Annotated in this window: 11 protein-coding genes; 7 read left to right on the top strand and 4 right to left on the bottom strand. The window is 62.1% G+C overall.

The features are described 5' to 3' along the window. Position 1: 1 nt before the first annotated feature. The 4 genes from AC2CGW_RS03640 to map all read right to left on the bottom strand — a co-directional run bounded on the left by AC2CGW_RS03640 (position 2) and on the right by map (position 5,631). A complete protein-coding gene (locus AC2CGW_RS03640; protein WP_484573553.1) occupies positions 2-739 on the bottom strand; it encodes a zinc metalloprotease in 738 nt (245 codons plus the stop codon). A 169-nt stretch (positions 740-908) separates the two neighbouring features. Continuing rightward, positions 909-2,105: a succinyldiaminopimelate transaminase gene (gene dapC / locus AC2CGW_RS03635; protein ID WP_186718847.1), complete on the bottom strand. Its 1,197-nt coding sequence runs from the start codon at positions 2,103-2,105 to the stop codon at positions 909-911. 21 nt (positions 2,106-2,126) lie between these two features. Continuing rightward, on the bottom strand, positions 2,127-4,826 hold the full coding sequence (locus tag AC2CGW_RS03630) for a [protein-PII] uridylyltransferase (RefSeq protein ID WP_186667239.1): 2,700 nt from the start codon (positions 4,824-4,826) through the stop codon (positions 2,127-2,129). Between the two features lie 22 nt (positions 4,827-4,848). Next, positions 4,849-5,631 (bottom strand): type I methionyl aminopeptidase, encoded by a 783-nt coding sequence (gene map / locus AC2CGW_RS03625; RefSeq protein ID WP_186667238.1) that lies wholly within the window; start codon positions 5,629-5,631, stop codon positions 4,849-4,851. A gap of 344 nt (positions 5,632-5,975) precedes the next feature. Here map and rpsB point away from each other — a divergent pair, with 344 nt between their 5' ends. From rpsB to ispC, 7 genes are all read left to right on the top strand, one after another. Then, a complete protein-coding gene (rpsB, locus tag AC2CGW_RS03620) occupies positions 5,976-6,713 on the top strand; it encodes a 30S ribosomal protein S2 (protein ID WP_054891081.1) in 738 nt (245 codons plus the stop codon). A gap of 186 nt (positions 6,714-6,899) precedes the next feature. Continuing rightward, a complete protein-coding gene (gene tsf / locus AC2CGW_RS03615) occupies positions 6,900-7,763 on the top strand; it encodes a translation elongation factor Ts (RefSeq protein ID WP_186667237.1) in 864 nt (287 codons plus the stop codon). A gap of 180 nt (positions 7,764-7,943) precedes the next feature. Then, positions 7,944-8,687: a UMP kinase gene (pyrH, locus tag AC2CGW_RS03610; protein ID WP_023381972.1), complete on the top strand. Its 744-nt coding sequence runs from the start codon at positions 7,944-7,946 to the stop codon at positions 8,685-8,687. Next, positions 8,684-9,241, top strand: a complete 558-nt coding sequence (gene frr / locus AC2CGW_RS03605; RefSeq protein ID WP_186667236.1) for a ribosome recycling factor — start codon at positions 8,684-8,686, stop codon at positions 9,239-9,241. Before pyrH ends, frr begins: the two co-directional genes overlap by 4 nt. A gap of 15 nt (positions 9,242-9,256) precedes the next feature. Further along, on the top strand, positions 9,257-10,012 hold the full coding sequence (uppS, locus tag AC2CGW_RS03600) for a polyprenyl diphosphate synthase (RefSeq protein ID WP_186667235.1): 756 nt from the start codon (positions 9,257-9,259) through the stop codon (positions 10,010-10,012). Continuing rightward, complete coding sequence (locus tag AC2CGW_RS03595) at positions 10,012-10,827, top strand: phosphatidate cytidylyltransferase (RefSeq protein ID WP_484573552.1); 816 nt, start codon at positions 10,012-10,014, stop codon at positions 10,825-10,827. Before uppS ends, AC2CGW_RS03595 begins: the two co-directional genes overlap by 1 nt. Then, on the top strand, positions 10,824-12,014 hold the full coding sequence (gene ispC, locus AC2CGW_RS03590) for a 1-deoxy-D-xylulose-5-phosphate reductoisomerase (protein ID WP_484573551.1): 1,191 nt from the start codon (positions 10,824-10,826) through the stop codon (positions 12,012-12,014). Before AC2CGW_RS03595 ends, ispC begins: the two co-directional genes overlap by 4 nt. The last annotated feature ends 22 nt before the right edge of the window (positions 12,015-12,036 follow it).

Below are 12,036 nucleotides of genomic sequence, written 5' to 3'. Positions count from 1 at the left end.
GTCAGTCGTGTGGGTAGGCCAGGCGCATCATCTCGAGGTCTTTCGCACTGAGCTCCGTATTCTGGACTACCTCGGATCCATCCAAGGTCATCCAGGCCGCAATCGGGTAATGCATTATAGAGAGCGGATCGTACTGGGTTTTGATCAGTTCGTTGTCGGGCCGTTTGTTCAGGTAAGTCTCCCTGATGTCTTGCTCTGACCAGTCATCCGATTGCTTGGCAGCTTCGAATAGAGCCGGCTCGTTCCAGGGGATGGTGGCATCGGGGTGTAGCTGTTCATGTTCGAATCCTAGTGCATGGCCGAACTCGTGTAACACGGTGGATTCGAATGATTCATCCCCCGGTATGACATTCAGCGACATGGTGTAGCCTTCACTAGCCAGTGCATCGGTGCCGATGTCTGATTCGTTGTGCTCTGCATGTTCGCCTGTGAGGATCCTGATCTGGGCATGTTTGTCATCATCTTCTGACAGATCAAGCTCCAGGTTGGCGCCGGAAAGATCCACCCACTGGCAAGCCAGTTCGAAGATCGACATCTTGAGCTTTCTGTCCGGAGCACCGAGAAACGAGATCCACAAAGTACGACCGGGTGCCCATAGTCGGCCGGTCTCGATCAGTCCGCGCTTTTTTCGACCGCCGTTGCTCTGGCCCCTGTTGCGGGGGTTCTCGGTAACGGCCAGATCATGGGAGAGCTGCTGATCGATGCGGTGGCGAGTACGGAGTGAGGCGAGTGTATACATCGGAGAGTTCCTGGTGTGGTTGGAACTCAGGATGATCTGCGACCGATCAAGCTACGTGGCATTACATAAGTCTGTGCGGTGACACGCGTTCAGACATCCCAGCGCCCGAGTGCCGTTAGATAGTTACCTAGGGGCTGACATTGACGCCAGCCCCAAGGGGAGAGGCATTTCAGCGCCCTGCGAGGAACCCGCGAATCCGCTCGGCCGCCTCGATGCACTCGGCCAGAGGCGCAACCAGCGCCATGCGCACGCGTCCTGCGCCCGGATTGACGCCATCCACTTCACGCGACAGATACGAGCCCGGCACAACGGTCACGTGCTCGGCTTCGAACAGGTCACGGGTAAAATCAGCGTCGCTGCCCGGCACCTTGGCCCACAGATAGAAGCTGCCATCCGGGCGTTGCACGTCCATCACCGGTTGCAGGATCTCGAGCACGGCATCGTACTTGGCGCGGTACTGGTCGCGGTTTGCGCGCACATGGGCTTCGTCCTGCCAGGCGGCGACGCTGGCCAGTTGCGTCTGCACCGGCATGGCGCAACCGTGGTAGGTGCGGTACAGCAGGAATGGCTTGATGATCTCGGCATCGCCAGCGACGAAGCCCGAACGCAGACCCGGCAGGTTGGAGCGCTTGGACAGGCTGTGGAACACCACGCAGCGTTTGAAGTCGTTGCGGCCGAGCTCGGCGCAGGCGCTCAGCAGGCCTGGTGGTGGAGCGTCTTCGTCGAAGTACAGCTCGCTGTAGCACTCGTCGGCGGCAATCACGAAATCGTGCTCGTCGGCCAGGGCGATCAGCTTTTTCAGGGTGTCCATCGGCACCAGTGCGCCGGTGGGGTTGCCAGGGGAGCACAGGAACAGGATCTGGCAGCGCTTCCAGATCTCGACCGGCACCGCGTCGAAATCAGGGTTGAAGCCGTTGTTTTCCAGGCAGGGCAGGTAGTGCGGAGTAGCTCCGGCCAGCAGCGCCGCGCCTTCGTAGATCTGGTAGAACGGGTTGGGGCTGACCACCAGGCCGTCGTCGGCGCGGTTGACCACCGTTTGCGTGAAGGCGAACAGCGCTTCACGGGTGCCATTGACCGGCAGGACATGCTGGTCGGCATCGAGCCAGCCAGCGGGCACGCCAAAACGGCGCTCGCACCATTGGACGATGGCCTGGCGCAGGGCCGGCAGGCCGAGGGTGCTGGGGTAGACCGCCAGTTTATCGAGGTTGTCGGCCAGGGCCTTGGCGACGAACGCCGGGGATTCATGCTTCGGCTCACCGATCGACAGGGCAATGGCGCGTTTGTCCGCGGCAGGTTTCACGCTGCCGAGCAGGGCGCGGAGCTTCTCGAAGGGATAGGGCTGAAGCTGGGTCAAGGCATGGTTCATCGGCGCAAGGTCTCGTAATCGTCAGAAGGTCACGCGGGTAGGGCTGGTATCGCTGGACTGGCCGGCCTGCAACTGTTCGACGATGGCTTCCTGCAGGCGGCTGCACAGTTGCGGGTCGGAGAGCGGCTGGTTGTCGGCGTCGGTGATGAAGAACACGTCTTCCACGCGCTCGCCGAGGGTGGCGATCTTGGCGTTCTGCAGCGACAGGTCGAACTCCAGGAAGATCCGCCCCAGGCGCGCCAGCAGGCCAGGCCGGTCGGGTGCGGTGATTTCGAGGATGGTCACCGGGCGCTGGGCATCGTTGAGGATGGTCACCTGCGGCGCGAAGTTGAAGTGCTTGAGCTGGCGCGGCACGCGCCGCTGGATGATGGTCGGGTAATCCTCGGGATTGCGCAGTGCCTCGGTCAGCCCTTCGCGGATCTGCTTGACCCGCTGCGGGTTGTCGCCGATCGAGCCGCCGTCGTTGTCGAGCACGATGTAGGTGTCGAGGGTGAACTGGCTGCTGGAGGTGATGATGCGGGCGTCGTGGATGTTCAGGTTGAGCTGCGACATCGCCGCCACGGTCACGGCGAAGAAGTCGTGCTGGTCGGGCGCGTAGATGAAGATCTGCGTGCCGCCTTCGAACTCGCGCTGGGTGGTTTCCTTGATCAGCACCAGCGGGCCGCCATCGGCCGGCTGCTGGAGAATCGCATCGCTGTGCCAGGCCACATCGGCGGCGGTGTGCTTGAGGAAATAGTCGTCGCCCAGCTGCGACCAGAGTTGCTCCACATCGTCCGGGTCTGTGCCTTCGCGCACGAGGATGTCCAGCGCGGCGCTTTGTGTCTGGCGAATCTGCTCCTCGCGGTCCAGCGGGTTCTCAAGGCCCCGGCGCAGCGCGCGCTTGGTCTCGGTGTAGAGCTGGCGCAGCAGGCTGGCGCGCCAGGAGTTCCACAGGCTGGGGTTGGTGGCGTTGATGTCGGCCACGGTCAGCACGTAGAGATAGTCCAGGCGGGTTTCGTCGCCGACGAACAGGGCGAAATCGTTGATCACCTGCGGGTCGGAGAGGTCCTTGCGCTGGGCGGTGGTGGACATCACCAGGTGGCTCTGCACCAGCCAGGCAATCAGCCGCGAGTCCCAGGCCGGTAGCTGATGGCGCTCGCAGAACGCCTGAGCATCCACCGCACCGAGCTCGGAGTGATCGCCCTGGCGACCCTTGCCGATGTCGTGATAAAGGCCGGCGAGGTAGATCAGCTCAGGCTTGGGCAGGCGTCCCATGAGCTTGCTGGCCAACGGGAATTTCTCCGACACCGGGGTGTACTGCAGTTTGCGCAGGTGCTTGATGAGGTTGAGCGTGTGCGCATCGACCGTATAGATGTGGAACAGGTCGTGCTGCATCTGTCCGACGATCAGGCCGAATTCCGGCAGGTAGCGACCGAGGATGCCATAGCGGTTCATGCGCCGCAGGTTGCGGTGGATGCCGATCTCGCACTTGAACAGCTCGATGAACAGGCTGGTGTTGCGGATATCGTTGCGGAACTTGTCGTCGATCAGGTGCCGATGTTCACGCAGAAGGCGCACGGTGTCGGCGCGTACGCCCTTGATCTCCGGATGCTGGGCCATCAGCACGAAGATCTCCAGCATGGCGAACGGGGTGCGCTTGAAGACGTTCGGGTTGACCGCCTCTATATAGCCGTCATGCAGGCGAAAGCGCGAGTTCAGCGGCTGGGTGCTGCCATTGTCGTCGGCGAGGATCACTTCCTCGAAGTGCTGGATGATCAGGTCGCAGAGCTGGCTGATGCTCATCACCACCCGGTAGTACTGCTGCATGAACTGCTCGATGGCGCGCTTGGGGTTCTCGTCGCTGTAACCGAGCAGCGCCGCGATACTGCGCTGGTGGTCGAACAGCAGGCGGTCTTCGGCGCGTCCGGCGAGCATGTGCAGGGCGTAGCGCACGCGCCAGAGGAAGGCCTGCGACGAGGCCAGCAGGTCGTTCTCGCTTTCCAGCAGAAAACCTTCGCCAGCCAGCGCGTGCAGGTTGAGGGTGCCGTACTGGCGGCGGGCAACCCAGAGCACCGTCTGGATGTCGCGCAGGCCACCTGGCGAACCCTTGACGTTGGGCTCCAGGTTGTACTCGGTGTCGTTGTACTTGTGGTGCCGTGCCTTGAGCTCGGCACGCTTGGCCAGGAAGAACTCCTTGCTGGGCCACATGTGCGCGGTGCTGGTGACTTCCAGCATGCGCTCGCGCAGCGTCTCGGGGCCGGCGACGGTGCGGCTTTCCATCAGGTTGGTGATCACTGTCAGGTCGGCGCGCGCCTGCTCGGCGCATTCCTCGACGGTGCGCACGCTCTGACCGACTTCCAGGCCGATGTCCCACAGCAGTGTCAGGAAGCGCTCGATGGCGTCGCGATACTGCTCGTGTTCCGCCTGGTCGAGCAGGATCAGCAGGTCGATGTCCGACCAGGGGTGCAGCTCGCCGCGGCCGTAGCCGCCGACCGCGACCAGGGCGATGCCGTCCGGATTGCCCCAGTCGAACTGGTTCCAGGCCTGTTGCAGGATATTGTCGACGAACCAGGCGCGGTCCTCGATCAGGCGGCGGATCTCGACGCCTTCGCGAAAGCGTCTGTCGAAGACTTCTGCGGCCTGGCGCAGAGCCTTCTTGAAGGCGGGAATGGGGCTTGCCTTGAGCGCCAGTTCCGCCTGGAACTGGCCACGGTCGAACAGCTCTGGATCCACCTGGGGCATCGAGTCGCCTTCCTGAGTTGAATTACGCCGAGGTACGGGGAATGGTGTCGTCTTTGCGCAGGGTGAAGATTTCATAGCCCGTGGCGGTGACCACCAGCGTATGTTCCCACTGTGCCGAGAGCTTGCGATCCTTGGTGATGGCGGTCCAGCCATCGCCCAGCACCTTGGTGTCGGCCTTGCCCTGGTTGATCATCGGCTCGATGGTGAAGGTCATGCCTTCTTTCAGTTCCATGCCGGTGCCGGCCCTGCCGTAGTGCAGGATCTGCGGTTCTTCATGGAACACCTTGCCGATGCCATGGCCGCAGAACTCGCGAACCACTGAGAAACCGTTCTTTTCCGCGTGCTTCTGGATCACTTCGCCGATGTCGCCCAGGCGGCAGCCCGGCTTGATGAGCTCGATGGCTTTGTACAGGCACTCTTGGGTGACCTTGGACAGGCGCTCGGCCCAGGGCGCGACGGTGCCGACATGGAACATGCGGCTGGTGTCGCCGTGGTAGCCATCCTTGATCACCGTCACGTCGATGTTGATGGTGTCGCCATCCTTGAGCGGCTTTTCGTTGGGGATGCCGTGGCAGACCACATGGTTGATCGAGGTGCAGATCGACTTGGGGAAGCCCTTGTAGTTGAGCGGCGCCGGGATCGCCTGCTGGACGTTGACGATGTAGTCGTGGCACAGGCGGTCGAGTTCCTCGGTGGTCACGCCAGGCTTGACGTGCTCTTCGATCATTTCGAGGACTTCGGCAGCCAGCCGGCCGGCGATGCGCATCTTCTCGATGTCTTCTGCGGTCTTGATGGTGACGGTCATTACAGGCTCTCTACGGCGCCGGGCGGCGCACAACAAACGGGAAAGGCCGGATTCTAACAGAGCAGGGCGGCGTTCTGTGGGGAGAAAACCGCGGATCCGGTGGTCTATGGAGGGCATTCTGGCGCGATTGCCGGGCTGCTGCAAAAGCCACTGACGGATGAAGCACCTTGCGGGTTCCGTTCGTCTTCTGTCTGTGGTATAAAATGCGCCGCTTTCGGGGAGGTCCCCGTCAGCTCAAACCCACACACGTGTCGACACGATGGCCTGGGTGCCCGGGATCTTCGGATCCATGGGTTGGTCATTGGGATACGTGGAGGCCCAACCCGACTTATCAAGGAACTATCATGTCCCAAGTCAACATGCGCGATATGCTGAAGGCCGGTGTGCACTTCGGCCACCAGACCCGTTACTGGAACCCGAAAATGGGCAAGTACATTTTCGGCGCGCGCAACAAGATCCACATCATCAACCTGGAAAAAACCCTGCCGATGTTCAACGACGCTCTGTCGTTCGTAGAGCGCCTGGCCCAGGGCAAGAACAAGATCCTGTTCGTCGGCACCAAGCGTTCCGCTGGCAAACTGGTCGCCGAGCAAGCTGCTCGTTGCGGTTCGCCATACGTTGATCACCGCTGGTTGGGCGGCATGCTGACCAACTACAAGACCATCCGTGCTTCGATCAAGCGTCTGCGCGACCTGGAAACCCAGGCCGAAGATGGCACCTTCGCCAAGCTGACCAAGAAAGAAGCCCTGATGCGCTCGCGCGACCTGGAAAAACTGGATCGCAGCCTGGGTGGTATCAAGGACATGGGCGGTCTGCCTGATGCACTGTTCGTCATCGACGTCGATCACGAGCGCATTGCAATCACCGAAGCCAACAAGCTGGGCATCCCGGTCATCGGCGTTGTCGATACCAACAGCAGCCCGGAAGGCGTTGACTTCGTGATCCCAGGCAACGACGACGCAATCCGCGCCATCGAGCTGTACATGACTTCGATGGCTGACGCCGTCATCCGCGGTCGCAACAACGTTGCCGGCGGTACCGAAGTCTACGCTGAAGAAGCGGCGGCACCAGCTGCTGAGTAATTGACGCCTGGCGTCTACTTGGCACGCGAAAAGGGGGCTTGGCCCCCTTTTTGCCACCTGAAATCCTCCTGTCAGCAAGCACGCCGCATCATGCGTGGCGCTGGTGTGAAGACAGCGGATTTCCAGAATTGAACGCCCGTGATGAACGGGTGGAATGGTTGAAAAACTTTCCAAGAGGATTTTGAAATGGCAGCAATTACTGCAGCGCTGGTCAAAGAACTGCGCGAGCGTACCGGCGAAGGCATGATGGATTGCAAAAAGGCCCTGGAAAAGGCCGGCGGCGACATCGAGAAAGCCATTGATGACATGCGTGCCTCGGGCGCCATCAAGGCCGCCAAGAAGGCTGGCAACGTTGCCGCTGAAGGTGCTATCGCCGTCAAGACCGACGGTAAGGTCGCCGTTCTGCTGGAAGTGAACTCGCAGACCGACTTCCTGGCCCTGCAAGACGACTTCAAGACTTTCGTTGCCGAAAGCCTGGAAGAAGCCTTCGCCCAGAAGCTGACCGACGCCGCTCCGCTGATCGCTTCGCGTGAAGCCGCTCGTGAAGCCCTGGTCGCCAAGTGCGGCGAGAACGTCAACATCCGTCGTCTGGCTCGCGTCGAAGGCGACGTGGTCGGTGCCTACCTGCACGGCAACAAGATCGGCGCTGCCGTCGTTCTGAAAGGCGGTGACGTAGAGCTGGCCAAGAACATCGCCATGCACGTTGCAGCTTCGAACCCTGAGTTCCTGGATTCGTCGGAAATCTCCGCCGAGGCCATCGAGCGCGAGAAGGGCGTCTTCCTGCAGCTGAACGCCGACAAGATCGCTGGCAAGCCGGAAAACATCGTTGAGAACATGATCAACGGCCGTATCACCAAGTTCAAGGCAGAAGCCTCGCTGAAAGAGCAGGCCTTCGTCATGAACCCGGAAGTCAAGGTCGGCGATCTGGCCAAGAAAGCCGGTGCTGAAATCGTTTCCTTCACCTACTTCAAAGTTGGCGAAGGCATCGAGAAGCCGGTTGACGACTTCGCTGCCGAAGTTGCCGCCCAGGTCGCTGCCGCCAAGCAGTAAGACGGACTCGTCTGTCGCCCCGAAGAGGCTGCCCGCTCACGCGCGCAGCCTCTTTGTCAAAGCGCGCAAGGGTTTATCTGGCCCTGTGCGCTGGCACTGAAGCAGTGCCACGCTACAGTTAGCAGGCTGCACACAGCCCGCACGGAATTTTCTAAAAGTACGCCGCAGGAGAGACTCGCAATGGCTCAGCAGGTGAGTGGTCGCCAACCTCGCTATAAACGCATTTTGCTCAAACTTAGCGGCGAGGCCCTGATGGGCTCGGAAGACTTCGGGATCGACCCGAAGGTGCTGGACCGCATGGCCCTGGAAGTTGGCCAGCTGGTCGGTATCGGTGTCCAGGTCGGCCTGGTGATCGGTGGTGGTAACCTGTTCCGCGGCGCCGCGCTCAGTGCAGCCGGCATGGACCGCGTCACGGGCGACCACATGGGTATGCTGGCCACTGTAATGAACGCACTGGCCATGCGCGATGCGCTGGAGCGCTCGAACATCCCGGCACTGGTCATGTCTGCCATCTCCATGGTCGGCGTCACCGATCATTACGATCGTCGCAAAGCTATTCGCCACCTCAACTCCGGGGATGTGGTAATTTTCTCCGCCGGTACCGGCAATCCGTTCTTCACCACCGACTCCGCAGCCTGCCTGCGTGCCATCGAAATCGATGCCGACGTGGTGCTGAAGGCGACCAAGGTCGATGGTGTGTACACTGCCGACCCATTCAAGGATCCGCATGCCGAGAAGTTCGATCACCTCACCTACGACGAGGTGCTGGATCGCAAGCTCGGTGTCATGGACCTGACCGCAATCTGCCTGTGCCGCGACCACAAGATGCCATTGCGGGTATTCAACATGAACAAGCCTGGCGCCCTGCTGAACATCGTGGTGGGTGGCGCTGAAGGTACTTTGATCGAGGAAGGCGAAGCATGATCAACGACATCAAGAAAGACGCGCAGGAGCGCATGGGCAAGTCCCTCGAGGCGTTGGCCCGCAACCTGGCAGCGATCCGCACCGGTCGCGCCCACCCAAGCATCCTGGATGGCGTCAAGGTTCCGGCCTGGGGTAGCGAGATGCCGCTGAACCAGGTGGCCGCGATCACCGTCGAGGATGCCCGCACCCTCAAGATCGTCGCCCACGACAAGAACCTCAGCGCCGCGATCGAGAAGGCCATCCTGACCTCCGACCTGGGCCTGAACCCGTCGAGCGCCGGTACCACCATTCGCGTGCCGATGCCGGCCCTGACCGAAGAAACCCGCAAGGGCTACACCAAGCAGGCCAGCGGCGTTGCCGAGGATGCCAAGGTTGCCGTGCGCAACGTGCGTCGCGACGCATTGGCCGACCTGAAGAAGCTCACCAAGGACAAGGAAATCAGCGAAGACGAAGAGCGTCGTGCAGCTGACGAGATCCAGAAGCTGACCGACAAGTTCGTGGCAGACGTCGATGCTGCGTTCAAAGCCAAGGAAAAGGACCTGATGGCCGTCTGAGGCCAGGACTTTTTCATGGAAAAGACCAAGCAGGCGGCACCCTCGTCGGTGCCGCGTCACGTCGCTATCATCATGGACGGCAACAACCGCTGGGCGAAAAAGCGCCTGCTGCCTGGCGTTGCCGGGCACAAGGCCGGCGTCGATGCTGTGCGTGCGGTGATCGAAGTCTGTGCCGAGGCCAAGGTCGAAGTGCTCACGCTCTTCGCCTTCTCCAGCGAGAACTGGCAGCGTCCGGCCGATGAGGTGGGTGCGTTGATGGAGCTGTTCTTCTCGGCCTTGCGCCGCGAGGCCAAGCGCCTGAACGACAACAACATCTGCCTGCGCATCATCGGTGACCGCTCGCGCTTCCATCCGGAGCTACAGGCCGCGATGCGAGAAGCCGAAGCGCTGACCGCCGGCAATGATCGTTTCATCCTGCAGATCGCTGCCAACTATGGCGGTCAGTGGGATATCGCCCAGGCTGCCCAGCGCCTGGCGCGCGAAGTCCAGGCCGGCCATCTGCGCCCGGACGATATCACGCCCGGTCTGCTGCAGACCTGCCTTGCCACGGGGGACCTGCCGTTGCCCGACCTGTGCATTCGCACCGGCGGCGAACACCGCATCAGCAACTTCCTGTTGTGGCAGTTGGCCTACGCCGAGCTGTATTTCTCCGACCTGTACTGGCCGGACTTCAAACACGAGGCCATGCGTAATGCACTGGCCGATTTCGCTTCGCGCCAACGCCGCTTCGGTAAGACCAGCGAGCAGGTCGAGGCTGGAGCTCGTGCTTAATGCTTAAACAACGCATCATTACCGCGCTGATCCTGTTGCCGATCGCGCTGGGCGGTTTCTTCCTGCTCAACGGCGCGGATTTCGCCCTGTTCATCGGTTTCGTGGTGACCCTTGGTGCCTGGGAATGGGCGCGTCTGGCCGGGTTGGTGGCCCAGCCATTGCGCATCGCCTATGCCGCCGTGGTCGCTGGAGCGCTGATGGTGCTCTACCTCATGCCGGACCTTGCGCCCTGGGTGCTGGGGGCGTCGGTGATCTGGTGGGGCCTGGCGACTTGGCTGGTGCTCACCTACCCACGTAGCGCTGAGTTGTGGAGCAGTGCCGCCTGCCGTCTGCTGATCGGTCTGCTGGTGCTGTTACCCGCCTGGCAAGGCCTGTTGCTGCTCAAGCATTGGCCATTGGGCAATGGCTTGATCCTGGCGGTGATGGTGCTGGTCTGGGCTGCCGACATCGGTGCATATTTCTCTGGTCGTGCCTTTGGCAAGCGCAAGCTGGCGCCGCACGTCAGCCCCGGCAAGAGCTGGGAGGGTGTGTATGGCGGCATGGCCGTGAGCCTGTTGATCACCCTGGTGGTCGGGCTCGTGCGCGACTGGGGGTTGGGGCAGTTGCTGCTCGGCCTGGTCGGCGCGGTGATCGTGGTCATGTCGTCGGTGGTTGGCGACCTGACCGAAAGCATGTTCAAGCGTCGCGAAGGCATCAAGGACAGCAGTAACCTGCTGCCTGGTCATGGCGGCGTGCTGGATCGTATCGACAGCCTGACCGCGGCGATCCCGATGTTCGCCGTGCTGCTCTGGGCGGCCGAATGGGGTGTGATGTGAGTCATCCGCAGCGGATTACCGTGCTCGGTGCGACCGGGTCGATCGGCCTGAGTACGCTGGATGTGATTGCCCGTCACCCCGAGCGCTACCAGGTGTTTGCCCTTAGCGGCTATTCGCGCCTGGATGAATTGCTGGCCCTGTGCCTGCGCCATCGTCCGGCGTATGCGGTGGTGCCGGACGCCGACTCGGTCGCCCGCCTGCGTGAAGGGCTAGCGGCGGCGGGCAGCACCACCGAAGTGCTGGAAGGCGAGGCAGGTCTCTGCCAGGTTGCGTCTGCCAGCGAAGTGGACACCGTGATGGCTGCCATCGTCGGCGCTGCTGGTCTGCGTCCGACCTTGGCGGCGGTGCAGGCCGGCAAGAAGGTGCTGCTGGCCAACAAGGAGGCGCTGGTGATGTCCGGCGCGCTGTTCATGGAAGCGGTGCGCACCAGTGGTGCAGTGCTGCTGCCGATCGACAGCGAGCACAATGCCATCTTCCAGTGCTTGCCCGGCGACTATGCCCGTGGCCTGGCGCACGTTGGTGTGCGTCGTATCCTGCTGACGGCGTCTGGTGGGCCCTTCCGTGAAACCGCGGCGCAGGCGCTGATGGACGTCACGCCGGAGCAGGCCTGTGCTCATCCGAACTGGTCGATGGGGCGCAAGATTTCGGTCGACTCGGCAAGCATGATGAACAAAGGGCTCGAGCTGATCGAGGCCTGCTGGCTGTTTGATGCTGCGCCAGCCACGGTCGAGGTGGTGGTACACCCGCAAAGTGTGATCCATTCGCTGGTCGACTATGTGGATGGTTCGGTGTTGGCGCAGTTGGGCAACCCGGACATGCGGACACCGATCGCCAACGCTCTGGCATGGCCTGAGCGGATCGATTCCGGTGTCGCGCCGCTGGACCTGTTCGCGGTCGCCCGTCTGGATTTCCAGGCGCCCGACGAGCAGCGATTCCCCTGTCTGCGCCTGGCGCGAGAAGCTGCCGAAGCGGGCAACAGTGCGCCTGCCGTGCTCAACGCCGCCAACGAATTGGCGGTCGAGGCATTTCTCCAGCGGCGTATCCGCTTCCCGGAAATCGCGGGTATGATCGAACAGGTGCTCGAGCAGGAGCCGGTAGTGCCGTTGCCTTCGCTGGATGCGGTGTTCGCCGCCGACCAGCGAGCCCGGGAGCTGTCCCGGGAGTGGTTGAGGCGCCACGGCCGCTGATTTCCCGTCGGCCCCAGGCCTG

The organism is Pseudomonas sp. SYWMCR5 (assembly GCF_057197165.1).
The sequence above is the reverse complement of the archived record's forward strand: the minus strand, read 5'-3'. Positions and strand labels throughout refer to the sequence as shown.

Bases quoted from the DNA above. Each gene is read 5' to 3' on its own strand.
- AC2CGW_RS03640 (WP_484573553.1), bottom strand. From the start codon at position 739: ATGTATACACTCGCCTCACTCCGTACTCGCCACCGCATCGATCAGCAG.
- dapC (WP_186718847.1), bottom strand. From the start codon at position 2,105: ATGAACCATGCCTTGACCCAGCTTCAGCCCTATCCCTTCGAGAAGCTC.
- AC2CGW_RS03630 (WP_186667239.1), bottom strand. From the start codon at position 4,826: ATGCCCCAGGTGGATCCAGAGCTGTTCGACCGTGGCCAGTTCCAGGCG.
- map (WP_186667238.1), bottom strand. From the start codon at position 5,631: ATGACCGTCACCATCAAGACCGCAGAAGACATCGAGAAGATGCGCATC.
- rpsB (WP_054891081.1), top strand. From the start codon at position 5,976: ATGTCCCAAGTCAACATGCGCGATATGCTGAAGGCCGGTGTGCACTTC.
- tsf (WP_186667237.1), top strand. From the start codon at position 6,900: ATGGCAGCAATTACTGCAGCGCTGGTCAAAGAACTGCGCGAGCGTACC.
- pyrH (WP_023381972.1), top strand. From the start codon at position 7,944: ATGGCTCAGCAGGTGAGTGGTCGCCAACCTCGCTATAAACGCATTTTG.
- frr (WP_186667236.1), top strand. From the start codon at position 8,684: ATGATCAACGACATCAAGAAAGACGCGCAGGAGCGCATGGGCAAGTCC.
- uppS (WP_186667235.1), top strand. From the start codon at position 9,257: ATGGAAAAGACCAAGCAGGCGGCACCCTCGTCGGTGCCGCGTCACGTC.
- AC2CGW_RS03595 (WP_484573552.1), top strand. From the start codon at position 10,012: ATGCTTAAACAACGCATCATTACCGCGCTGATCCTGTTGCCGATCGCG.